Genomic DNA, 23,115 nt, shown 5'->3' with positions numbered 1-23,115 from the left:
GTAAATTTAATAGTAAATATAGCTAATATATAAAATAACCTAATCTATAACTAATATCTCATCTTTTCAATTATGGAGAATTTGCAATCGGTTTACAAAGGCTACTTTAAAAAGGCCTTACAAAAAAATCCTATTTACAGAGAAAGCTCAGATCCTTATGAAATTATCAGCAATTTTTTTGATACAGCAAGCATTGAAGATCATTTATTGTTGTTAAAGAGGGTATATAAGAATGCCATAAGCCCGAAATCTTTTAATCGGGATATTGCAGATGTTTTATATAGATATAAACTGATTTCTCAACTTTTAAATGCTGCTTGGGTGATTTATAAAGCAGATGTGAAATTTTCTAAAAGTATTGGTCTTGTCGGTAAACATAAATCTAAAGGTAAGGTATTAAGTGATGCTGAGCTAACTGTTTACCTAAAGTCTGATGAAATAGTTAATCCTTATTTAGTGTTTGAGAGACTTTACAGGGAGCTCAGTTTATATAAACTTCAGGATCAATTGTATGAAATGTTGAACTTGAGTCTTTGTTCTAATGAACATGCTGAAGAACAGCTAAAAATCAGAAAGGTTTACAAATCGTTAGTTAAAGTTCTGATAGGCTGTTGGCTAATTTTTAAGAATGAGATTGCAAGTAATCATATAACGGAAACGGTTATGGAGCCTGTAAAGGAAAATGAAGATTGTGGTTCGTTTACTTCGGTTAGTGATGCTTTAAATACCTTATTTAAAACACGCTCACCTGTTAAATTATCCATGAGTTTGCGTAAAATGCTGGTAGATTATATGCTTTATAATGCCAATGGGCTTCCTGTTGATTTTGAAGAAGTAGTAGGTGATTATTACCGATTAAACAATTTCTTAGATCACGTAATTAACAATGGTAACGAAAATTAACGAACTAATGGATATGTACCCCATCATGTACAAGGAAACTGATCAGGAGATGCATGAGCAGTCTTTCAGGAGGTTTTTTAATAAATATAGTCAGTTAGATATTTATGATCATTTGCAAAAGCTTTGGCAATGTTATAGAGAAAGCCATCAGTTAACCGGGCATCTTTACCATAAAGAATCAGATTTTTTAGAGGAGCTTTTAAATGTGCTGAACAGCTTGGCTTCAAGTTATCATTGTGATGAAGATGAAATGTTTGTTGATTGTTCTTTTTCTGAACATACGCTAGTATCTTTTGATGGGATTGTTTCTTTACTTAAGCAGGCTATACCTATTGGTACTATTTACAATATTAGCGGTAAAAAAGATAAACTGGATCTGATTATTGTTTTAGAAAAATGTTGTGGCAAGTCTTTAGAAACGTTTGAAAACGTTATAGATATGAGTTTGCTTGGCTATCCTGACAGTGTTTGTACGCTACACACTTTTGGCTATTTAAAACAGCAGATGTTGGAAGGAAATTTCTTTTACAGTTCTGTTTGTATTGAAAAAAATGTTGTTTACAGGAAAAGTACCGCAGAGCTCTTACCTTGTCCTTGCTTTAAAATTTATGAAGTGATGGTAGCTCGTTGTAAACATGTGTTTGATGCAGAGATGAAAAAAGCTTCTTCATTTTTAAGCGGGGCTATAAATTATATTGATACCGGCTCTTATGAACTGGCCGTTTTTATGTTGCAGCAAACGGCAGAGCTTACTTACAGATGTTTTTTAAATATTATGAGAGGTAAGGATATAAAATGTCATTCACTTATTGTGTTAAGACGTAATTTGAAACGTTTTGCACCTTATCTTATCGGTATTTTTTCTGCGGATGAAAAGGAAGAATTACATGATCTGGAAATTCTTGAAAAAGGTTACTGTGATGCCCGTTATAATCGTGAATATACCGTTACAGAAGAAACTGTAAGTTCTTTATACCAGAAAGTAAGTATGCTGCATCAGCAAGCTTTTATCTTGTTTGCAGATAAAATAAAAGATCTGCAAGATGAGCTACATGCTATACAGTTTCCTGATGCTAAAAATCAAACTCAAGAATACTGCTGTCTTTTAACATAGCCTGAACAAACTGGTGATGGTGCTGCGGGGTGCCAACAGCATTCCAGGTGCCCGTAATAATGCCTTTTGCTAACTGGTGTTTACCTCTGTCGGTTTTTAATTTGAATTGCTTGAAAAGCTGTTCATACTCATCAAAATCTTGGTTGTTAAAGTGCTTCACAATACGATAGGTACGTTTGGTAAACCTACGTTCTACTATACTTTCTACAGAAGGAAATATTAATAATGCAATAAGTACCACAATGGTTACACCAACGGCTTGTATAAAGTACCCCGAACCTACTGCCATACCAATGGCTGCTACAATCCAGATTACACAGGCAGTGGTTAAACCTTTAACACGATTTTCTTCTTTAAAGATTACACCTGCTCCTAAAAAGCCTATACCTGTTACAATATTTGAGGCAATACGGTCATGGCTGCTCAACCCAATTTTAATAGAAAGAATGGTAAACAGCGAAGCGCCAAGGCCTATCATGATCATGGTTTTTAACCCGGCAGATTTGCTTCGATACTCACGTTCCGCACCAATAATGCCACATAGAAGTATGGTTAGCAGAAACTTATTTACCTCAGCCATGGTGAGGTATTTATTATTATCGCCAAGAAACTTAAACAATTCTTCCATGTAGGTAAATATAAGTAATTGCTTTGGCTGTTGAGAAATAGAAAAACCGATTAATAAAAATCCCCCGGAACATGTTCCGGGGGATTTCTTATCATAGATGCTGAAAATATTACATCATGCCACCCATGCCACCGCCCATTGGAGGGTGAGCAGCTCCGGCACCGGCTTCTTCTGGTTCATCGGCTAAAACAACTTCTGTTGTTAGGAGCATTGATGCTATTGAAGCGGCATTTTCTAAAGCTACACGAGATACTTTAGTTGGGTCGATAACACCGGCACCAATTAAGTTCTCATAAACATCTGTACGGGCATTGTAACCAAAATCGGCATTACCATCTTTTACTTTTTGTACTACAATAGAACCTTCGATACCTGCGTTTTCGCAAATCTGACGTAATGGTTCTTCGATAGCACGACGCACGATAGAGATACCTGTAGTTTCATCATCATTATCACCTTTTAAGTCGGCAATTGAAGCTACTGCACGGATGAAAGCGACACCCCCGCCGGCAACGATACCTTCTTCTACCGCTGCACGGGTTGCATGTAAAGCATCATCAACACGGTCTTTTTTCTCTTTCATTTCAACTTCTGAAGCTGCACCTACATAAAGTACGGCAACACCACCAGAAAGTTTAGCTAAACGCTCTTGTAATTTTTCTTTATCATAGTCTGAAGTTGTAGTCTCGATTTGAGCTTTGATCTGACTAACACGAGCTTTAATGTCTTCAGTTTTACCTGAACCATTGATTATAGTAGTGTTATCTTTATCAACTACTACTTTTTCTGCAGTACCTAAGTAAGAAAGATCAGCATTTTCTAATTTATAACCTCTTTCTTCAGAAATTACAGTACCACCGGTCAAGATCGCGATGTCTTCTAACATTGCTTTTCTTCTATCGCCAAAGCCAGGAGCTTTAACAGCTGCAACTTTTAATGAACCACGGATTTTGTTTACTACCAATGTAGCTAAAGCTTCGCCGTCTAAATCTTCAGAGATGATTAAAAGTGGTTTACCGGTTTGAACTGTTTTTTCTAATACCGGCAACAATTCTTTCATGTTGCTGATTTTTTTGTCGTAGATTAAAATGAAAGGTGCATCCAATTCAGCTTCCATTTTATCAGCGTTAGTTACAAAGTATGGAGAAAGGTAACCCCTGTCGAACTGCATACCTTCTACCGTTTTTACTTCTGTTTCGGTACCTTTTGCTTCTTCTACAGTAATTACACCGTCTTTACCTACTTTTTGCATTGCTTCTGCAATTAATGAACCGATAACTTCATCGTTATTGGCAGAGATAGAAGCAACTTGTTTGATTTTGTTATTGTCTTCGCCTACAGTTTGTGATTGCTCTTTTAAATTAGCTACCACAGCTGAAACTGCTTTATCAATACCGCGTTTCAAATCCATTGGATTTGCACCAGCAGCTACGTTTTTAATACCTGCAGTAACAATAGCCTGAGCTAAAACGGTTGCAGTAGTGGTACCATCACCTGCAATATCAGCAGTTTTACTGGCAACTTCTTTTACCATTTGCGCACCCATGTTTTCAATAGGGTCTTTTAAATCAATTTCTTTAGCTACAGATACACCGTCTTTAGTAATGGTTGGTGAACCGAATTTTTTATCGATAATTACGTTACGTCCTTTTGGACCTAAGGTTACTTTTACCGCGTTTGCTAAAACATCAACACCTTTTTTTAAAGCATCACGGGCTTCTACGTTATATTTTACTTGTTTTGCCATTGTTTAATTAGATTTGAGTATAAGAGATAAGATTTAAGGCTTCATCTCTTTTAACTTTTTAACTTTCTACTTTTAACTTAAAACTATCCGATTACAGCGTAAACATCGCTTTCACGCATAATTAAATACTCTTTACTTTCATGAGTGATTTCTGTACCGGCAAATTTTCCGTATAAAACAATATCACCAACTTTTACAGTCATTGGTTCATCTTTTTTACCAGATCCAACAGCAACTACAGTTCCTTGTTGAGGTTTTTCTTTAGCGGTATCAGGGATATAGATACCCGACGCTGTTTTTTCTTCGGCAGGAGCAGCTTCTACTACAATCCTGTCTCCAATTGGTTTTAAATTTAAAGCCATAACTCTAATAATATTATTTTGATTTAAAATGTTTAATTTAACAGTTAACGTTTTATCAGTTTTTATGCCAATTGGCTTTTGTCTGAAAAACTTGGTAAAGCTGTCAGTTTCTTAAAATAAGTTTAACATGGGAGTGTCAGTCTGACAGTGCTGTATTAAACAAAAAACTCCGCAGTAATCTACTACGGAGTTTTTATATAAATGCGATCAAGTCTTATTTTTTTGTACTGTCACCAGTTGTTTTAGCCGGAGCAGTTTCTTGTTTTTGTAAGCCACCTCCAATTACTGATGGAGTTGCTGTTTTGTTGATATGTTCATCAATTTTTGAACCTGTAGTTGCACCACCGTTTTTTGAAGCTACTGTAATAGCCATACTAAAAACAACAAGTAATGCTAATAAAACCCATGTTCCTTTTTCTAAAACATCACCTGTACGTTGTACGCCAAACATATTACTGTTAGCGCCGCCTGTAGCTAAACCACCACCCTTAGGGTTTTGAACTAAAACAAAAAGACCTAAAGCGATGCATACAACAACTAATAAAATAATTAAAAAGGTTACCATAATATCGTTATTCTAAATTTTCTTTTCTAATGATTGGATAAGGTCGGCAAAGTAACGGCTTTTTTCTGGAAACTTCAAACTTAATTTTTGATAAGTGTCTATTGCCTTGTGATAAAGCATCTGTTCAATGTAGATTGACGCTAAAGTTTCTGATACTAAATCATAGTTATCTTCAGCGCTTTTCTTGGCCTTATTTTCGTTATTGATCTGGTCTGGCTTTAAAGGCTTGATCTGGGGATCATTTTTAATAAAATTATCTATGAGCTCACTTTCTTTAGTTGTGTTACCCGTAACAGTGCCATGTTCTTCTTCAAGTGGAGACTGAGCATGGAAGATGTGCTCTACATATTGTTGCTGAAGTTCAGAGCCTGTGTTTTCGGGATTGGTTTTTTGTGTTACAAAAGGTCTGAAAACAGCTTCATAATGTTTACGGGTTTTAGCGAGCCACCAAAGAAAAGTAAAGGGAAGTTTATCATCGTCATATTTACTTACCTTGGCCTCAGGTTCAATATGGCCTTTTTTGAGTTTGGTAAGATTCACAGCCACAGTTGTTTCTTCAACATCTGATATGGTTTCTGCATGTTCATCTACTTTCTCTGAAACAAAATTCCTGTCGAAATAGAAAAAATCAGTGTTTACTAAACTATCGGGGTCTAAATTATTAGGGCCTGTTTTTTCTTCAGAAACAGTATTGTTTGTAGCCGTATATTCATTTGCAGGTTCTTCTAAGAAATCGGCATAATGCTCTTTAGGGATATCGGTATTTGTACTATCTATGCTTTCAATTACAGGTGTTTCTTCTATAGGATGAACCGATTGTTCTGCCTTTGGAGTTTCTGTAACTTCTGGAACAATCAGCTCATTGATTTCTTCAAATACTTCCTGCTCATCTGGTTCAGAAACAGCAACTATTGTTTCATAATGAGTTTCTGCCTTTTCATAATGCGTGACGGTTTCTTCCTGATGTGCATTGTTAGGCGCTGTTTGATTTTGATTAGAACCGTTTGGTATGACAGCCTCAACTGATCCGTATCTTACAACTTCAATTTCATTAAACTTCTTTAATGACTTAGCATCATTTATTACTTTGTGCAGAATTGTACCATTGTTATAAATAGCTGCTTTAGTTAGTGATCTTGCAGCTTGGGGTGCGTTGCTTTCTGCTTTGGCCAGCAAAAGATATAATTGCTGGTAGTAAGGGTATCTTTGGGTTAGCTTACGTAACATTTCAGCATGCTCGGGCATTACCAGCCAAGGTTGCGCCAGTAATTTAGTAAGTTGCTGTTTATGTTGGTCATTTAACTCCATGTTGCTAAGATAGTAATTGAAAGCTCAATTTTTTACCATTGTGCAAAAGCATCATTAAAAATGTTCTCTGTAAGTTTTGCGTTTACTTTTTTAATCAACCCTCTTTCAATGCTTTGCAATGTTTGACCACCCAAAGTAAAATCTTCATATTGGGTAAAGCTTTTTTCAAAGCTGGTCTTAACTTTTCCTGTATCCAGGTTATTAATGTATTTAACAAAAACGGTTATGGTTAAACGGTTTGCACCAGCCACAGGGTTTTTATTATCAGTAAAAGCAATGGGTTTAATATCGTAACCTGTAATACGTCCTTCAAAAGTGGCATCAGCTTCATTTTGTGTAACTATCAGTCTGCTTTGCGTACGAATTCTTTCTTTTAGGTCTTCGGTAAACTGCTGGCTTAGATCGGGTACAACCAATGGAGCGTTATTCTCAAAAAAACGAACGTTAACAGTTTTCATGCCCGGAGGAATAGATGCCCCGTTAAATTTATAACTGCATCCAAACAATACAATAACAGCAGCCCATACGGTACATATTTTTTTCATCTTAGCTCAGGTTTAATTCTTTAATTTTCCTGTATAAAGTACGTTCAGAAATTCCTAGTTCCTGCGCCGCAAATTTTCTTTTTCCTTTATGTTTTTTAAGTGCTTTCTTAATCAGATCAGATTCCTTGTCTACCAATGATAATGATTCCTCTACTTCTTCGGCATCATGCGCATAATTGTAATCGGCAGGCATATTATTTGAAGGGTGCTTGATGGTTAAGGTAGGCTCATTAGGACTACTTAATTCAATATCCTGATAAAGCTGATTGATATAAGGCGAATTATCGGCAACGATGTGGGAAGTATTTCCGCCATTCTGGATAATTTCTGCTACCAGCTTTTTGAGATCCATCATATCCTTCTTCATATCAAATAATACTTTGTAAAGTATATCACGTTCTGAAAAATCTTCTTTACTGCCAGTATTTAGCGCCATAGGTAACTGGTTACCCTGCTCGTTAGGGATATAATTCAATAAGGCTTGCGCACTTACATTGCGGTCTTTTTCCAATACGCAGATTTGCTCTGCAATATTTTTTAGCTGACGTACGTTGCCAGGCCAGCTGTAATTACTTAAAACCTGTATGGCATCGGGTTCTAAAACAATACCAGGGCTGCGGTATTTATCACTAAAATCGGCAGCAAATTTTCTGAATAAAAGATAAATATCTTCTTTTCGTTCTTTTAATGAAGGGATACGTAATGGTACTGTATTTAGACGATAGTATAAATCTTCACGAAATTTTCCTGATTTAACCCTGTCGTAAACATCAACGTTTGTTGCGGCTACAATGCGTACATCTGTTTTTTGAACTTTAGAAGAACCTACGCGCAGGTATTCGCCGCTTTCTAAAACGCGTAGTAAACGTGCCTGTGTACCTAAAGGCAGCTCGGCCACTTCATCTAAAAAGATAGTGCCGCCATTAGCTACTTCAAAATAACCTTTTCGGGCTTCATGTGCTCCGGTGAAAGAACCTTTCTCATGTCCGAAAAGTTCAGAATCTATAGTTCCTTCTGGTATAGCGCCACAGTTTACGGCAATAAAAGTTCCATGTTTACGAGCGCTTAACTGATGTATAATATGTGAAAAGACTTCTTTACCACTCCCACTTTCGCCGGTAATTAAAACCGACATATCTGTAGGCGCAACCTGTCTTGCCGTATCTATTGCCCTGTTCAGTAATGGCGAGTTGCCAATGATACCAAACCTGTTTTTAATGTCTTGTATGTCCATTCGTGTTCTCCTGTTTAGGGTTCGGACTGCCTGTTTCTTAGAAAAAATCTGGTTTTCTGAAACGTTAATTAATCAACAACTTTTCCAATTAAGGTAGCCGATGTGCAGCTTTCTATTAAAACATTTGCATACGCTCCCGGTTTTACCGAATCTGTAATAGGGAAAACCACCATTACATTTTCATCATTACGCCCTCTGTACTCTTTATCAGATTTTTTAGAGAAACCTTCGATAAGTACTTTTACGGTTTTACCTACAAAGTTTTTGATGTAGGCGTGTGAGCCTTCCTGCTGTTTTTGGATAACTTCGTTTAAACGTCTTAGCTTAACTTCTTCAGGTACATCATCTTTATATCTACGTGCGGCAAGTGTGCCCGGGCGCTCAGAATAAGCAAACTGGTAAGCAAAACTGTAAGTTACATAATCCATCATGCTTAAAGTATCTTGATGTTCTTCTTCTGTTTCGGTACAGAAACCTGTAATAATATCAGTAGATATTGCGCAACCCGGAATAATGCGTTTAATGGCGTCTACACGGTCCATATACCACTCGCGATCATAGGTGCGGTTCATCAGTTTCAATATCCGGCTGTTGCCACTTTGCACCGGTAAATGGATGTAATTACAAATGTTGTCGTATTTAGCTATGGTATGTAATACCTCATCGGTAATATCTTTAGGATGAGAGGTTGAAAAACGAACCCTTAATTCAGGACTGATTTCTGCTACCATTGCCATTAGCTGTGCAAAGTTTACACTGCCATCAATTTGTTCATTGGTATGCTGGCCGCGTTTCTCTGGCAGATCTGTTTTGTTTACCAATGCTTCTAACAGCGCATCGCCGGTTAGGGTGTTCATCTCATCTTGTAGATCATCAGCTTTGCTTTTTATTTCCTGACCATCTTTCCAGTGATAAGAATCTACGTTTTGGCCCAACAAAGTAACCTCACGATAGCCCTGTTCAAATAACTGAATGGCTTCGTTAACGATAGATTTTGGATCCCTGCTTCGCTCACGGCCACGTGTAAAAGGTACAACGCAAAAAGAGCACATATTGTCGCAACCACGGGTAATAGAAATATATGCACTAATGCCATTGCCCGTTAAACGAACGGGGTTAATGTCGGCATAGGTCTCCTCACGAGAAAGGATTACGTTTACGGCTTTATGACCATCTTCAACTTCGTTGATTAGCTTTGGCAGATCACGGTAAGCATCGGGGCCAACCACTACATCAACCAGTTTTTCTTCTTCTAAAAATTTAGATTTCAAACGTTCGGCCATGCAACCTAAGACGCCAACTACCAGTTTTGGATTTTTACGTTTTTCTACTCCAAATTGCGATAACCTATTGCGAACACGTTGCTCGGCATTTTCACGGATGGAGCAAGTGTTTATAAAGATCACATCCGCATTTTGATAATCGCCTGTAGTCTGATAGCCGGTTTCAGCAAGAATTGAGGCAACGATCTCGCTGTCTGCAAAATTCATCTGGCAACCATAGCTTTCAATATAAAGCTTTTTGCTATTGGCATTCTGATTATCTAATATTAAGGCTTCGCCCTGGCGAGATTCGTCGTGGCTTTTGTCCTGAAGTTTAAAATCAATCATTAAATAAAAATTTTACGGGCTTCAAAAATACAAAAAATAAATAGAAAATGACAGAATGGCAGTTATTTTACGAATGAATTATATTGCAGTTTGTACTTCAAACAATTAAACGGCTTTTTTGTATTTTATTTTAATGGGGAAGCATTTTTATACAAGAAGAAGGTTTTGGTACTGGTTCGGGGGAACAGCGGTGGGCTTGCTAATTGTTCTGGTTACAGGGATAACCATCATAGCAGTAAAATGGAAGCCGGTATTAAGTAGTAAATTAAAAGAGGGGGTGAAAAAAGCTTCGGGTGAATTATATACATTGGATTTTAAAGATTTGCATCTCAACCTGCTTAGAGGAACAGTAACGCTGGATAGTGTAGTTTTTTGGCCGGATAGCAATGTGTTTAACGAACTTAAACTGCAAAAAAAAGCCCCGGTACATGTGTTCCGAATAAAACTGGAACATTTAAAAATAACCCGTATAGGTATTTTAGATGCTTATCTTAAAAAGAAGCTGCATGCTAAGGCCATACTGTTGGATAATCCTTCCATAGATATGGTTTATCATAAAGGAATAAAAAGAACCGCTGATACGGCAAGATCAGAAAACCTATATCAGATCTTAAAAAGTACCTTAAACTCAATAGAGGTTAAACTGATTAAAGTTATTGATGCAGACTTCGATTATTATAACACAGATCGAAAACTAAGTGCAGTGAAACATGTAAATATCAGGGTTGAAGATCTGTTGATTGATTCTTTAACATCACTAGACACTACCAGGGTACTTTATAGCAAAAACATAGGCTTTGAATTAGGGGGCTATAAATCGCTGACAAAAGATAAAATGTATACGGTTAAGATAGACAGTGTAAGAGGATCCTTAAATAAACGAAGTTTAGAGATAAAGGGATTAAAAGTCATTCCTATGTATCCTGAGTTGGAATTCAGTAGAAAATACAATGTTCAAAAAGACAGGTATGATTTGGATTTCAGTTCAATTATTTTGGATAATATTGATTTTACGGGCTTAAGCAATAACGGAAATTTACAGGTTAAAAAGATGACTATAGGTCCTGCAAAAGTTGCCGTGTTTATGAACCGGTCTTTGCCTCCTCCCGATATTGATAAAGGCAGAAATTTTCCGCATGTTGCCTTGCAACGATTACCCTTGCCAACGATTATTGAAAAGGTAATGCTCAATAAAGTTGATGTTGCCTATACCGAATTTAATCCTGAAACTAAGGATAAAGGAACCGTAAAATTACAAGCTCTTAATGGCTCCTTGAGCAATTTAACTAATGATAGTTTACGCCTTGCCCATCATAATCATGCCTATGCAGATCTGAGTACCTCGGTAATGGGAACCGCGAAAATGAATGTAAAAATAGATTTTAACCTCATTGACAAAAATGGAGGTTTTAATTATTATGGAACTGTTGGAGGTTTTGATATGAAAGTGCTGAACGCAATTTCAAAACCTTTAGGGAAGATGGAAGTTGAAAGCGGACATGTAAATAGTGCAAGTTTTAATATAAGCGCAAATTTTAATCAGGCTGCAGGAAAGGTTGTATTTCTTTATGGCGGGTTAAAAATTAAAATGTTGGGAGAGGATGAAGAGGGCAAACAGAAGAAAAAAGGCTTGCTGTCATTTTTAGCCAATACTATTCTAATTAAAGATGATAACCCCACAGGAAACGATCAGCAACGTATTGCCTATGTTGACCATCATAGGGTTAAACAGGCATCTTTTTTTAACCTGATGTGGAAAACGATACTTAAAGGAATCAGGGAGACAGCTGGCGTGGGTATGATACCAATGAAAAAAATGCCTCCACCTAAAAAAGGTATAAAAAAGTAAGCTTGGGCTAATTGATGTTCATTAAATAAAAGCTATCTTGGTTTTAAAAGCAGGTTATGCCACAGAAAGCAAAAATGAGATTACTTTATAAGGTACTTGCCCTTGTTGCGGGTTCTTTACTGTTCCTTTATGGTGTTTCTGCTCTTATTTTCATTAATATAAAACCTCGTGTTAGAGAAGAACTTAAACTGCTGATCAAAGATGCCTCTGGAAAACTTTATGACATAGATTTTAAAGATATCAATGCCAACTTGTTAACAGGTAATGCCACATTAACAGATGTAACTTTAAATGCTGATACAAATACTTACAAGCGATTAATAACCAGCAAGGAAGCACCAAATAATCTATACCAAATCAAACTGAAAAAATTAACCATTAAACAATTTCATCCTTTCAGGCTTTTCTTTAAAAAAGAAATACAAATAGGGCTTTTGCGTTTTGATTATGCTAATATTAGTATGAACAATAAGGCCTTTGAATTTAATGAGAAAAAACCGTCGAGGTCCGAAATTTCGCCTTACCATTATATCAAGTCTATTTGTAAGTCATTTCATGTAGATAAAATAGAGTTTAAGAATGCTTTTTTTGAATATGTAAATAAAAATGGTTTAAAGCCGGAAACAGATACTATAGCTAATTTAAATATTACCCTTACAGACTGGCTTATAGATTCTTTATCTGCTAAAGATGAAAGCAGAACATTTTTATTGAAAGATATACAGATTTATCTTAATAATTATAGTTATGCTACCCCAGATAGCCTGTATTATATTAAGCTTAGTCAACTGGATTTTTCTGTTACTTCAAAGAAAGTGAATATTAAAAACCTTGAGGTTCAGCCCAGATATAGCGAAGCAGCTTTTGCACACAAAGTAGGAGTGGCACAAGATCGTTACTTGCTTAATCTGAATAATATTGATCTTACAGATATAGATATTCTTGCTTATATCAGAAGAAGAGAAATTATTGCCGAGCAGATGAACATTGCTGATGGAACACTTTCGGTTTTTAACGATAATTCTTACCCTAAAAATAAGGAGCCTAAAAGCGGCCGGTTTCCACATCAGCTGTTGCAAAGACTTAATATTCCTTTAAGTATCCATAAGATCAATGTCAATAATCTGGATATTACCTATGCAGAATACGATAAGGTTACCAAGCAAAGGGGAAGGGTTGAATTTAAAAATACTTCAGGAGAATTTAGCAATGTAACCAATCAGGATAAGTTCAAAAAACTAAACCCTTTTACAACAGCAAAGCTAACCAGCTATTTAATGGGGCAGGGAAAACTTCAGGTACATTTCAGGTTTAATATCATTTCACCAGACGGGGACTTTAATTATAAGGGAAATTTGGGTGTAATGGATGCGAGGCAACTCAATTATGTAACTAAGCCTCTGGCTATGGTTCAGGTAAACAGGTGCCAGATCAAGGGATTAGATTTTGATATTGATGTAAAAAAAGATGTAGCCAAGGGTAAAATAGATTTCAGGTTTAATGATCTCTCACTTAAAATACTGAAAAAACAGGAAGAAGGAGAGGGACTAACCGGAATGGGGATTTTGTCTTTACTGGCCAATGCTATCGTTATATCACCAGATAATCCTTCAGAAAACGGGCGCCATGTTATTGCTCCTATAAATTATCAAAGAAAGCCAAGTGCGTCATTTTTTAATTTTTTATGGAAAACCATTTTTCAGGGGGTTAAATACAGTGCAGGCTTTACTCCCCAAAAAGAAGCTGATATCAAGCGGCAGATTGCTCAATTTAAACAGATGAAAGAAGACAGGGATTTGCGTCGTTTTAAAAGAGAGCAGCGAAAGAAACTTGAAAAATAGGAGGTTGTTTAAAAAGCCCTGCCGTCACCCTGAATTTAGTTCAGGGTCTCTTTGTAGAGCAGTACAAAAATATTTTAGATTCTGAAACAAGTTCAGAATGACGACCTCGAGTCTTTAGACAACCTCCTTATTTTTATATCAATAGACAATGGAATAACAGGATTACACAATCCAGTTCCAGCCAAAATTATCTGTTGCTAAGCCATATTTAATATCGTTTAACTGTTTCGCGATACCGTTAGATACTTTTCTGGTTTCAGGATCAGTTAATTGATAATCTTTACCATTATAATTAATTACGCCAATATGTGTCACTGTTGCAGCAGTTCCGGCAGCAAAAGCTTCAGTTAATCTTCCGTTTTCTATACCTTCTATTACTTCTTTAACTGATAACCTTCTTTCTTCTACTTCTATGCCATTGGCTTTAGCAAGCTGAATAATAGTATCTCTTGTAACACCATCTAAAACCGTAGTTCTAACAGAAGGTGTAACTAATTTGCCATCAATTACGAATAATAAATTAGCAGTACCGGCTTCTTCTATAAACTCATGGGTTTGTGCGTCAGTCCATAATAACTGGTCAAAACCTTCCTTTTTAGCGACTTCAAAAGGATATAAAGAACGGGCATAGTTACCTGCAGTTTTAGCAAATCCCACACCACCATCATCAGCTCTTGTAAATTCGGTTTCTACTTTTACTCTTAAAGCTTTGGTATAATATTTACCTGTAGGAGTAGTTAATATGGCAAATGTATAAGTATCAGAAGCTTTTACGCCTAAGTAAGGATCTGTACCATACATTACAGGTCTGATATATAAAGCATAATCTTCCTGAGAAGGTACCCATCTTTCATCTAAATTAATCAGCTCGGCCATACCTTGCATAAAAATCTCTTTATCAACTTCGGGCATCGCCATACGCTTAGCTGATTTGTTAAAACGGGCAAAGTTCTTTTCAGGTCTGAAAATGCTGATTTTGCCATCAGGCTGGCGATAAGCTTTTATACCTTCAAAAATAGCTTGTCCATAATGAAGGGCTGAAATAGCTGGGCTCATCGGTACCGGACCATAAGGCACTATACGAGGATTTTTCCAGGCACCGTCTTCATAGTCGCATAAGAACATGTGATCGGTAAAAACTTTACCGAATGGAAGCTGAGAAAAATCAGTAACAGTTAAACGACTTTGTTCAACTTTGGTTACTTTTATGTCAATTGTATCGGTCATGATATAACAATTTGTTGCCTGTTTAAACGAATAGGTTATTGGTTTTATTTCAGGCATTTAGTGAAAAAAATGTGCCGCAAAATTAGTAAAAAAAATGGGTGTAAGGTTATTTATTTGTTATTTTTAAGCGAGTTTAATACATTTAATACCCATCCTTTGCCCCATTCATCCATTTGCTCTCTGGTCCATAAGAATGGATAGAAAATCCGTTTCTGAAAACGTGGAGGCAGATATTTCTGCCAGTTTGTACCTCCTGTAGCAGCAATATTTTCAGGATCTTTTTCGAGATAACGTACTGCCGATTTGTAGTGAGAAAGCGGCCATTCTACGTTAACATAAAGATCTAACTTTCTAAGTTCTTCAGCCAACAGGCTTACATTCTGACCTTGTGCCTCTAATTTGAGGTAAAGTGTGCTAAAATTGGTGTTTATACGGTCTTTGGCCAGCTGCAAAAACTGTTGCGCGTATTTACTGATAAACTGCTTAAGTGTTAAGGTTTGTTTGCCGGTGGCGAGTTCAGTTGCGCCAAATTTCCAGTAAATATATTCGAACTGTTTTTCTATATCTGCATTTTTAAGATCTTCACGTTTGCTCTTATCTACAAGCTGTATAAGATTAGTAGCACTGATCTCGATCATGCGGTATTGGCCACTTTGAAAACCACTTGCAGGTAAAAGTGACATCCTGAATTTTAAGAACTGTTCTTTTTCCATGCCATTAACCATTACTTCAAACGAAGTGGTCAGTGCATTAAAATAAGCATTGATACGCTTAACCCTTGCAGTAAAAAAGTCTGTGGTAAGATTTTCTTGCTCTGCAATCTGCTCGCATTCATGTAAAGCCAGTTTAAAGTATAATTCGGTAATCTGGTGGTACATGATAAAAATCTTCTCATCAGGAAAAGGGGTTTTTGGGTTTTGAAGGCTTAATAAAGTGTCTAAGTGTATATAATCCCAATAGGTGAGAAAATCAGCGTATAAAAGGCCATCTAAATAAGATGCCATATCTTGTCCCATAGCTTCGTATTTTTCCTGAAGCAAGGCTATTTTTTGTTTTATTTCCGGAGTAAGTTCCATGTGTCTAAATAAAAATGATAAGAATGTTGTTTAATTAAACGCCAGTAAAGGTGCTACAGGCCATCACATTTATTTAACTTGGTCTGTCTATGATTAAACATAATTCACATAAACATATCCAAGTGCATGGAAAAGGAATTGGATAAGAACAGGTAAACACAGCTGTAGAACTACAGCTGTTAAGCGCAGCATTGTTTTTATGGGTTATATGTAAAAGGAAATGTTTCATTGCCATATTTACAAAACGAGGCTCGGTTCTCTATCCTTAAAATGTTGTTGAAGTTACAATTAAATTTTAATACAAAACCCTGAATTTTATGGTATGCTCAATCTTTTTCAGTGATTTGAATAGGGTTTTATCATATTGTGTATTGATATCTGTTATGGCATAACCAATATTGTCTTTGGTCATTAAAAACTGTGCAACAATATTAATATCATGCTTGGCAAAAGCTGTATTGATCTGAGCCATAATACCCGGAACATTTTGGTGGATATGTATGAGCCTGTGTGATTTTTCAAGGGCAGGAAGCTGTATGCTTGGAAAATTGCTACTTAAATAAGTAGTGCCTTTGTTCATGAAATCAATTACTCGTTTAGGAATAAAACTCACATTTCTTGGGTTGTCTTTTGGATCATCAAAAACTACAATCCCCATATTGTTGCAGGTTTCTATAGAGAATTTATTGCGGGCATTGCCTAAATAACCAATGGTTTTTAGCTTGGCTGCACGCTGCAATTTTTCTTTCTCTATCCTTTCGCCATCAGCTAAAATGAGCATACCTACATCTTTAACATACTTTTCTTCAAATTCTGTTTTGTGGCGTATAGAAAAACCATCTTTTTTAAGCAAAGCGATACTTTCTTGTGGTACATTGCCAATTACCAGGCATAAAATCCTGTTTTTTGGATAAGAAATTGCACGGGGTAAGTTGTTTACATACAAAAACTCATCAAAGCTCGGTGTTATGTGATCTGCTTTTGAGATGATACTTTCCCTGGCAATATTCTCGGTAAAAGCGAAGAATTTTTTGATCAGTCCGCTTTCACGTAACTGAAAATCTGAATAACCGTCGCCTATGCCATACAAATTGCCTTTTAAATTTAGGTTTTGTAAAAGCTTAACCTTACCACCCTCTTCGCTAAGCGGATTGGCATGATCGTAATCAATGATTTTACCGTCACCATTTGTGATAAATGTATTGGCGTAGATATTTTCTTTTTTAATATGATACTGACTTACTACGGGGGTAATAAACTCCTTAAATCCACCCGAAACGATGAGCACTTCATCTGCGTGTTTTTTGAAAAAGGCAGCATTTCTGGAGAATGATTTAGATACTTTCTTTTTAAGGTGCTTGATTAGCTTTTTAAGATCCTCTTCAGTGGCTTCGAGCAGTTTTACCCGTTGGGCAAGACTTTCAGAAAAAGATAGCTTTCCTTCCATTGCCAGATTGGTGTAATCTTCTATTTTTTTATAAATAGCTTCGCGGCCGGGGTTGTTTTTAAGAGAAATACGGGCCAGTTCATCCAAGGCTTCTACCTGCGTAAAGGTACTGTCGAAATCTATGATATAGAAACGCTGTTCGTCCATTTTATTTAAGTGCTTTGCAAACTTCGGTAATACTCTGTTCTATAGGTCTGAATTGAAAATTTAAGGCAGTAGATATTTTTTGGTTGCTATAGTAACTATGGTTAAAACTACTGCGTGCAGCATCTTTTGTAAGCGCGGGAGCTTTTCCGGTAAATACTGAGGCCAATTTGGCTACCCGCCATGCAAGACCTAACATCCAGGGCTTTGCTGCAATGCTTGGTGCTTTAACGCTAAAACCTTTTGCTATCTGTGCAAAGAAAGTTTTGTAATCTAAATTCTGAGCAGATAATATATAGCGCTGTCCGGTAATCGGGCTTTGCATTAAACTGATCATACATTGTGCAACATCTTCAACATCTACCAAGCCAGTTGCACCATCTGTATAAAATTTCAATCCGTCTTTAACCAGTTTAAAAATGGCTCCGCTTCCCTCAGTCCCTGCATTTTTGCCAATAATTACCGACGGATTTACAATTACAGTGTCCAATCCTTCGGCTACACCACGCCATACTTCCATTTCACCTTCATATTTAGAAATGGCATAAGCATGTACTTTCGGGTCATATTCCCAAAAATGTTGTTCTGTAATCAGTTCATCTTTTTTGGCATTGCCAAGTGCCGCAACAGAACTTACATGTAACAAACGGATCTGTTTTTCAAGACAGAGATTAACCATATTCCCGGTGCCTTCTATGTTAACCTTAAAAAGTTTTTTCTTGTCTTTTGGATCAAATGAAACAAAGGCTGCACAATGGTAAACGGCTGTAATCCCTTCAAAGGCATCAGCCAGATCTTCAGGCTCATTGATATCGGCATTATACCATTCTACTAAGGGGTTGTTCTTTAGTAATTCTGGGATTTTAGATGAGGTCCTTTTTAAAGCCCTCACTTTTAAATGTTGTGCAGTGAGCTGGTTAACCAGTTCAGAACCTAAAAAGCCCGTGGCTCCACTTACCAATATCATATGTTTTTTTAAAACGATGTTAAAATATGCTTTCAAAAATAGATATTTGAGCTCAACATTTAAATAGCATATGTCTTTGTCAGATTTTTTTTCGCCGCTTAGCGTAGAAAAGTTCACACCCAAGAAAGGTTTTTATACAACCCAGATAGGAGCAAAAGCTCAGTTTCATACCGAATATTTTCCTGATCTGGAAAAAGGCAAATATGATATTGCTATAATAGGGGTTAATGAAGACAGAGGGACGGTTGACAATTCGGGCTGTGGCTTAGCACCTGATTATTTCAGATCGCAGTTTTATATTTTGCATGAAGGGCCTTATATCAGTCGCATTATTGATCTGGGAAACATCATTGCCGGAAAAAGCATATCTGATACTTATTTTGCGCTTAAAACAACTGTTGAAGAACTGGTTAAACTAAACATAGTTCCGGTAATTATTGGCGGGGGACAAGATCTGACTTATGCGCAATATATGGCTTATGAGGCTTTGGAACAAAAGGTGGATCTAGTAGTGGTAGATTCTAAATTTGATCTGGAAGAAGATGAACCAGACAACAATACAACCACTTCTCAATCTTACCTGAGCAAAATATTTCTGCACCAGCCTAACTATCTGTTCAATTTCAGTAATATTGGTTACCAGACTTATTTTGTAAGTCAGGAAAGCCTTAAGGTAATGGATAAGCTTTACTTTGATGCGCACCGTTTGGGCGAGTTTATGAATGATCTAACCATTGCTGAGCCTATCGTAAGAAATGCCAATATGTTAAGCTTTGATGTAAGCTCTATCCGTTCGGCAGATATGTGTGCTAATTATAATGCGGTTCCAAATGGTTTTTTTGGTCAGGATGCGTGCAGAATTGCCCGTTATGCAGGTATGAGCGATAAATTAACTTCGATAGGTTTTTATGAGTTTAACCCGGCTTTTGATCAAAATGCGCAAAGCGCTATGTTGTTAGCGCAAATGGTATGGTATTTTGTAGATGGCGTTTATAATCGTAAACAGGATTTTCCGCTTACACCAAAATCGCAATACCTGATTTACAGAGCAAGTTTAAAAGACGGTTCGGGAGAAATGAACTTTGTGAAAAGCAAAAAATCTGACCGTTGGTGGATGCAGGTCCCTTATCCTTCAAACGGCTCAAAAAACGAAAGATATCATCTTGTGCCTTGCAGGTATGAAGATTATCAGATGGCTATCAATGGCGAAATGCCTAATTTATGGTGGCGTACTTTTCAAAAATTATCATAAATAAATATGAATATGTGTTTTTCAAAACCTTATATTTGAAAAAACTAACTTTATTAAAAGCGCAATTTAGAGTAAAACTCTGCGTTATAAAACTTAATCAACGCATAAACGAACCATGAAAAGAGCACTATTATCGGCAATGCTTGTGTTACCACTAAGTATTTTTGCCCAAAACCAATTTACAGTAAAAGGAAAGCTATCAAAAGTTAAAGATGGTACTAAGCTTTATTTGGCTTACCCATATAACAACCAACGTGTAATCGATTCGGCGGTTGTTACAAACGGAAGTTTTGAGTTTAAAGGTTCTATTGAGAATCCTACTTCTGCACAATTATTTAAAAATGTAAATCCTTTTGTTAAAGGTGCAAATACAAAGAACCTAGATTTTTCGGGTTTTTATGTTGAGCCAGGTAATGTTACCGTAACCAGCGTTGATAGCGTAAAATCTTTAGTTGCTGGTGGTACTGCCGCGAACATTGACAATACCAAATTAAAAGGAATGCTTACTGCCATTTCAGCAAAAGAGAAAGTGCTTAATGATGAGTATGCAAAATTTACCAAAGAGCAGAAAGATGATGAAGCATTTATGGAAGCTTTCTATGAGAAATATGATAAGGTTGATAATGAAAAGAAACCAATTTATCTAGAGTTCATTAAGCAAAATCCTAAATCATACATCAGCTTAGTTACTTTGAGCAGTATTTCGGGCGACGATAAAATTTTAGATCAGACAGAAAAATTGTATGCGTCTTTAGACCCAGCTTTAAAACAAAGCAAAATTGGGGCTTCTTTACCTGCAAAATTCTCTTCAACCAGAAAGACTGCGGTAGGAGCTATGGCTATGGAGTTTACACAAAATGATGTAGATGGCAAGCCTGTTAAATTATCAGATTTCAGAGGTAAATATTTACTAATTGATTTCTGGGCTTCATGGTGTGGACCATGCCGCGGAGAAAATCCTAATGTAGTTGCTGCATTCAATAAATATAAAGATAAAAACTTTACCATATTAGGGGTATCATTAGATAATCCTGGTCAAAAAGAAGCATGGGTAAAAGCAATTAAAGATGATGGCTTAAACTGGACTCAGGTATCTGATTTAAAAGGTTGGAGCAATGAAGTGTCAAAAGCATGGGGTATTTCAGGTATTCCGGCTAACTTCTTGTTAGATCCTTCGGGCAAGATTATCGCTAAGGATTTGAGAGGTTCTAAGCTTCATAAAAAATTAGAAGAAGTTTTGAATAATAGAACTAAATAAAGGTTCTGTAAAACATAAAAACCGCTTGAATTTCTCAAGCGGTTTTTTTATGAACTCTATAGAGATGCTTTGAATGGATATTTGCTGGAACAATCTTTATATATTTAGAGATATCTAAAAAAATAGAGGCTAAGTATAATCATTAATCAAAAAGTCTTCACAAATTTTGTGAAGACTTTTTGATTAAGCTTTTTATCGCATTAAACTAAATCAAACCCTATATCTTCCCTGAAATATTTTCCATCGAAATAAATACGTCCGGCATCTGCAGTGGCGCATTGTAAAGCTTCAAATTGAGTATTTTGTAAGCTGGTAATGGCTAAAACACGACCTCCGTTTGATTTTACTACACCTCCGTCTTTAAGTGTGCCGGCGTGGAAAGCAATAGAATCTCTTAAGTTTTCTAAACCACTTATAGTTTTTCCTTTATCGTAATCACCAGGATAACCACCTGCAACAATTACTATAGTAGCTGCATTTTTAGGGTTTATCTTAATCTGGTAATTGCCAAGCTTTTTATGGGCTGTAGCTAAGAACAATTCAACAAGGTCATTTTCAATTCTTGGTAAAACACTTTCCGTTTCCGGATCGCCCATACGGCAGTTGTATTCGATTACATAAGGTTCGTCACCAACTTTGATCAATCCAAAGAAAATAAAGCCGGTATAATCAATGTTATCGGTTTGTAAACCCTTAATGGTTGGTTTAATTACCTTTTCTTCAATTTTAGACATAAAAGCCTGATCTGCAAAAGGAACCGGAGAAACAGAGCCCATGCCGCCCGTATTTAGACCAGTGTCGCCCTGTCCAATACGTTTATAATCTTTAGCTTCAGGTAAGATTACATAATTTTCGCCATCTGTCAGTACAAAAACAGAAAGTTCGATACCAGTTAGAAACTCTTCAACTACTACAGTAGAACCGGCATTACCAAACTTACCATCAAGCATTAGTTTCAGTTCGTCCTGTGCTTCTTGATAATTATCGATGATTAATACGCCTTTACCGGCAGCTAATCCATCAGCTTTTAAAACAACAGGTAAACTATGGTTGGCAAGGTAATCCAAACCCGCCTGTAAATTCTCATTTGTAAAAGATCTTGATTTTGCCGTAGGGATCTGATGGCGTTCCATAAACTGCTTAGAAAAATCTTTGCTGCCTTCTAAAACGGCGCCTTCTTTTTTAGGACCTATTACCGGTATTTTCTGCAATTCTTCATCCTCGGTAAAATAATCATGAATTCCCAAAACTAATGGTTCTTCGGGACCTACCACCACAAGCTCTATCTGTTCTTTAAGAACTATTTCTTTTATGGCATCAAAATTTTTAATGTCGATGTTTACGTTTTTACCATAAGCTAATGTACCCGCATTGCCGGGTGCAATAAAAAGGTTAGAACATTGTGCAGACTGGCTGATTTTCCAGGCAAAAGCACATTCTCTTCCACCTGAACCGATTAATAGGATATTCATAAGGCAAAGATATTGCATTAAACTTAAATGCTATATAAAAACTATGCTTTGTAAGCATCTGTTCAGATTTTTTTAATATCAGAGTAATGTTTTTGCAAATAATCAAGCTTTTATGTAATCTTTTTTCGGTTTTTTAAAGATTAAAATTAGATTTGCCCTCTTAATGAAGCACCTATTTACCCTTTCGCTTGTTTTTTTCAGCTTAACACATTTGGCTCAGGCCCAGCGTGTGGAGAGTGTCGATCTTTCGAGCGAACGTGTGTGTACAAATCAGAATGCTACTATACAACTGGTAAAAGCTTATGAGCAAACAGATCAGCTTAACTCAGGTTTTCTAACTTACAGCGATCTTTCTTTGAGCGGTACTTTGTTTCAGACCAAGATCTGTTACCCTGATTTTACAGCAAACAGGCTTAATGAAAACGTTACCGGGCCCCATACTAAGAATAATAGCCCTTAGTTGTTTTAAACTCTACTTCAATAGTTAATTTATAAAAGCATCTGTCAAGTTGGCCGTATTGTGCTGCTGGCTTGGTTGTTGCATAAGATGTTGGTAGACTGACGTC

The 23,115-nt window shown here is 36.5% G+C and carries 20 protein-coding genes; 7 read left to right on the top strand and 13 right to left on the bottom strand.

The window, feature by feature from the left end; genetic code table 11:
• Positions 1-72: 72 nt before the first annotated feature.
• Both ACLHG9_RS04010 and ACLHG9_RS04005 read left to right on the top strand, forming a co-directional pair.
• A complete protein-coding gene (locus tag ACLHG9_RS04010) occupies positions 73-903 on the top strand; it encodes a hypothetical protein (protein ID WP_410220236.1) in 831 nt (276 codons plus the stop codon).
• Positions 887-2,017 (top strand): HEPN domain-containing protein, encoded by a 1,131-nt coding sequence (locus ACLHG9_RS04005; RefSeq protein ID WP_410220235.1) that lies wholly within the window; start codon positions 887-889, stop codon positions 2,015-2,017. Before ACLHG9_RS04010 ends, ACLHG9_RS04005 begins: the two co-directional genes overlap by 17 nt.
• Here ACLHG9_RS04005 and ACLHG9_RS04000 read toward each other — a convergent pair.
• From ACLHG9_RS04000 to ACLHG9_RS03965, 8 genes are all read right to left on the bottom strand, one after another.
• Positions 1,977-2,645, bottom strand: coding sequence for an MgtC/SapB family protein (locus ACLHG9_RS04000; RefSeq protein ID WP_410220234.1), 669 nt, complete (start codon positions 2,643-2,645; stop codon positions 1,977-1,979). The genes ACLHG9_RS04005 and ACLHG9_RS04000 overlap by 41 nt on opposite strands.
• Positions 2,646-2,754: 109 nt before the next feature.
• Positions 2,755-4,392 carry a chaperonin GroEL gene (gene groL, locus ACLHG9_RS03995; protein ID WP_410220233.1) on the bottom strand — a complete coding sequence of 546 codons (1,638 nt, stop codon included), beginning with the start codon at positions 4,390-4,392 and terminating at the stop codon, positions 2,755-2,757.
• 83 nt (positions 4,393-4,475) lie between these two features.
• Positions 4,476-4,754 carry a co-chaperone GroES gene (groES, locus tag ACLHG9_RS03990; protein WP_410220232.1) on the bottom strand — a complete coding sequence of 93 codons (279 nt, stop codon included), beginning with the start codon at positions 4,752-4,754 and terminating at the stop codon, positions 4,476-4,478.
• Positions 4,755-4,968: 214 nt separating this feature from the next.
• Positions 4,969-5,319, bottom strand: a complete 351-nt coding sequence (gene secG / locus ACLHG9_RS03985) for a preprotein translocase subunit SecG (protein ID WP_410220231.1) — start codon at positions 5,317-5,319, stop codon at positions 4,969-4,971.
• Between the two features lie 12 nt (positions 5,320-5,331).
• Entirely contained in the window at positions 5,332-6,627 is a 1,296-nt protein-coding gene (locus ACLHG9_RS03980) for a hypothetical protein (RefSeq protein ID WP_410220230.1), read from the bottom strand.
• 32 nt (positions 6,628-6,659) lie between these two features.
• Positions 6,660-7,172, bottom strand: coding sequence for an LptE family protein (locus tag ACLHG9_RS03975; RefSeq protein ID WP_410220229.1), 513 nt, complete (start codon positions 7,170-7,172; stop codon positions 6,660-6,662).
• A gap of 1 nt (position 7,173) precedes the next feature.
• Positions 7,174-8,406, bottom strand: coding sequence for a sigma-54 interaction domain-containing protein (locus ACLHG9_RS03970; RefSeq protein ID WP_410220228.1), 1,233 nt, complete (start codon positions 8,404-8,406; stop codon positions 7,174-7,176).
• 68 nt (positions 8,407-8,474) lie between these two features.
• A complete protein-coding gene (locus ACLHG9_RS03965) occupies positions 8,475-10,016 on the bottom strand; it encodes a MiaB/RimO family radical SAM methylthiotransferase (protein ID WP_410220227.1) in 1,542 nt (513 codons plus the stop codon).
• 133 nt (positions 10,017-10,149) lie between these two features.
• Here ACLHG9_RS03965 and ACLHG9_RS03960 point away from each other — a divergent pair, with 133 nt between their 5' ends.
• A complete protein-coding gene (locus ACLHG9_RS03960) occupies positions 10,150-11,865 on the top strand; it encodes a hypothetical protein (protein ID WP_410220226.1) in 1,716 nt (571 codons plus the stop codon).
• Between the two features lie 56 nt (positions 11,866-11,921).
• The gene (locus tag ACLHG9_RS03955; RefSeq protein ID WP_410220225.1) at positions 11,922-13,706 is read left to right on the top strand and encodes a hypothetical protein; all 1,785 of its coding nucleotides are present in this window, start codon (positions 11,922-11,924) and stop codon (positions 13,704-13,706) included.
• Positions 13,707-13,868: 162 nt separating this feature from the next.
• On the opposite strand, the gene ACLHG9_RS03950 is transcribed toward ACLHG9_RS03955, so the two are convergent.
• From ACLHG9_RS03950 to ACLHG9_RS03935, 4 genes are all read right to left on the bottom strand, one after another.
• On the bottom strand, positions 13,869-14,933 hold the full coding sequence (locus ACLHG9_RS03950) for a branched-chain amino acid aminotransferase (protein WP_410220224.1): 1,065 nt from the start codon (positions 14,931-14,933) through the stop codon (positions 13,869-13,871).
• Positions 14,934-15,043: 110 nt separating this feature from the next.
• Positions 15,044-16,009 carry a tryptophan 2,3-dioxygenase family protein gene (locus ACLHG9_RS03945; RefSeq protein ID WP_410220223.1) on the bottom strand — a complete coding sequence of 322 codons (966 nt, stop codon included), beginning with the start codon at positions 16,007-16,009 and terminating at the stop codon, positions 15,044-15,046.
• Between the two features lie 295 nt (positions 16,010-16,304).
• The gene (locus ACLHG9_RS03940) at positions 16,305-17,603 is read right to left on the bottom strand and encodes an HAD-IB family phosphatase (protein ID WP_410220222.1); all 1,299 of its coding nucleotides are present in this window, start codon (positions 17,601-17,603) and stop codon (positions 16,305-16,307) included.
• Between the two features lies 1 nt (position 17,604).
• Positions 17,605-18,603, bottom strand: coding sequence for an NAD-dependent epimerase/dehydratase family protein (locus ACLHG9_RS03935; RefSeq protein ID WP_410220221.1), 999 nt, complete (start codon positions 18,601-18,603; stop codon positions 17,605-17,607).
• Positions 18,604-18,637: 34 nt separating this feature from the next.
• Here ACLHG9_RS03935 and ACLHG9_RS03930 point away from each other — a divergent pair, with 34 nt between their 5' ends.
• Positions 18,638-19,819 (top strand): formimidoylglutamase, encoded by a 1,182-nt coding sequence (locus ACLHG9_RS03930; protein ID WP_410220220.1) that lies wholly within the window; start codon positions 18,638-18,640, stop codon positions 19,817-19,819.
• A gap of 115 nt (positions 19,820-19,934) precedes the next feature.
• Entirely contained in the window at positions 19,935-21,077 is a 1,143-nt protein-coding gene (locus tag ACLHG9_RS03925) for a redoxin domain-containing protein (protein ID WP_410220219.1), read from the top strand.
• Positions 21,078-21,277: 200 nt separating this feature from the next.
• Here the strand turns inward: ACLHG9_RS03925 and purD are convergent, their stop codons facing one another.
• The gene (gene purD, locus ACLHG9_RS03920) at positions 21,278-22,549 is read right to left on the bottom strand and encodes a phosphoribosylamine--glycine ligase (RefSeq protein ID WP_410220218.1); all 1,272 of its coding nucleotides are present in this window, start codon (positions 22,547-22,549) and stop codon (positions 21,278-21,280) included.
• 163 nt (positions 22,550-22,712) lie between these two features.
• Between purD and ACLHG9_RS03915 the strand changes: the two genes are divergently transcribed.
• Positions 22,713-23,009 carry a hypothetical protein gene (locus ACLHG9_RS03915; RefSeq protein WP_410220217.1) on the top strand — a complete coding sequence of 99 codons (297 nt, stop codon included), beginning with the start codon at positions 22,713-22,715 and terminating at the stop codon, positions 23,007-23,009.
• Positions 23,010-23,115: the final 106 nt, after the last annotated feature.

Source organism: Pedobacter sp., from assembly GCF_046462515.1.
Lineage (GTDB): Bacteria > Bacteroidota > Bacteroidia > Sphingobacteriales > Sphingobacteriaceae > Pedobacter.
The sequence above is the reverse complement of the archived record's forward strand: the minus strand, read 5'-3'. Positions and strand labels throughout refer to the sequence as shown.

What these genes read in the sequence shown, in the direction of transcription:
- ACLHG9_RS03930 (WP_410220220.1), top strand. Translation starts at nt 18,638, where the DNA reads ATGTCTTTGTCAGATTTTTTTTCGCCGCTTAGCGTAGAAAAGTTCACA.
- ACLHG9_RS04005 (WP_410220235.1), top strand. Translation starts at nt 887, where the DNA reads ATGGTAACGAAAATTAACGAACTAATGGATATGTACCCCATCATGTAC.
- groES (WP_410220232.1), bottom strand. Translation starts at nt 4,754, where the DNA reads ATGGCTTTAAATTTAAAACCAATTGGAGACAGGATTGTAGTAGAAGCT.
- secG (WP_410220231.1), bottom strand. Translation starts at nt 5,319, where the DNA reads ATGGTAACCTTTTTAATTATTTTATTAGTTGTTGTATGCATCGCTTTA.
- ACLHG9_RS03960 (WP_410220226.1), top strand. Translation starts at nt 10,150, where the DNA reads ATGGGGAAGCATTTTTATACAAGAAGAAGGTTTTGGTACTGGTTCGGG.
- ACLHG9_RS03915 (WP_410220217.1), top strand. Translation starts at nt 22,713, where the DNA reads ATGAAGCACCTATTTACCCTTTCGCTTGTTTTTTTCAGCTTAACACAT.
- ACLHG9_RS03970 (WP_410220228.1), bottom strand. Translation starts at nt 8,406, where the DNA reads ATGGACATACAAGACATTAAAAACAGGTTTGGTATCATTGGCAACTCG.
- ACLHG9_RS03980 (WP_410220230.1), bottom strand. Translation starts at nt 6,627, where the DNA reads ATGGAGTTAAATGACCAACATAAACAGCAACTTACTAAATTACTGGCG.
- ACLHG9_RS03955 (WP_410220225.1), top strand. Translation starts at nt 11,922, where the DNA reads ATGCCACAGAAAGCAAAAATGAGATTACTTTATAAGGTACTTGCCCTT.
- ACLHG9_RS03975 (WP_410220229.1), bottom strand. Translation starts at nt 7,172, where the DNA reads ATGAAAAAAATATGTACCGTATGGGCTGCTGTTATTGTATTGTTTGGA.
- ACLHG9_RS03940 (WP_410220222.1), bottom strand. Translation starts at nt 17,603, where the DNA reads ATGGACGAACAGCGTTTCTATATCATAGATTTCGACAGTACCTTTACG.
- ACLHG9_RS03925 (WP_410220219.1), top strand. Translation starts at nt 19,935, where the DNA reads ATGAAAAGAGCACTATTATCGGCAATGCTTGTGTTACCACTAAGTATT.
- ACLHG9_RS04010 (WP_410220236.1), top strand. Translation starts at nt 73, where the DNA reads ATGGAGAATTTGCAATCGGTTTACAAAGGCTACTTTAAAAAGGCCTTA.
- ACLHG9_RS04000 (WP_410220234.1), bottom strand. Translation starts at nt 2,645, where the DNA reads ATGGAAGAATTGTTTAAGTTTCTTGGCGATAATAATAAATACCTCACC.
- ACLHG9_RS03965 (WP_410220227.1), bottom strand. Translation starts at nt 10,016, where the DNA reads ATGATTGATTTTAAACTTCAGGACAAAAGCCACGACGAATCTCGCCAG.
- ACLHG9_RS03945 (WP_410220223.1), bottom strand. Translation starts at nt 16,009, where the DNA reads ATGGAACTTACTCCGGAAATAAAACAAAAAATAGCCTTGCTTCAGGAA.
- purD (WP_410220218.1), bottom strand. Translation starts at nt 22,549, where the DNA reads ATGAATATCCTATTAATCGGTTCAGGTGGAAGAGAATGTGCTTTTGCC.
- groL (WP_410220233.1), bottom strand. Translation starts at nt 4,392, where the DNA reads ATGGCAAAACAAGTAAAATATAACGTAGAAGCCCGTGATGCTTTAAAA.
- ACLHG9_RS03950 (WP_410220224.1), bottom strand. Translation starts at nt 14,933, where the DNA reads ATGACCGATACAATTGACATAAAAGTAACCAAAGTTGAACAAAGTCGT.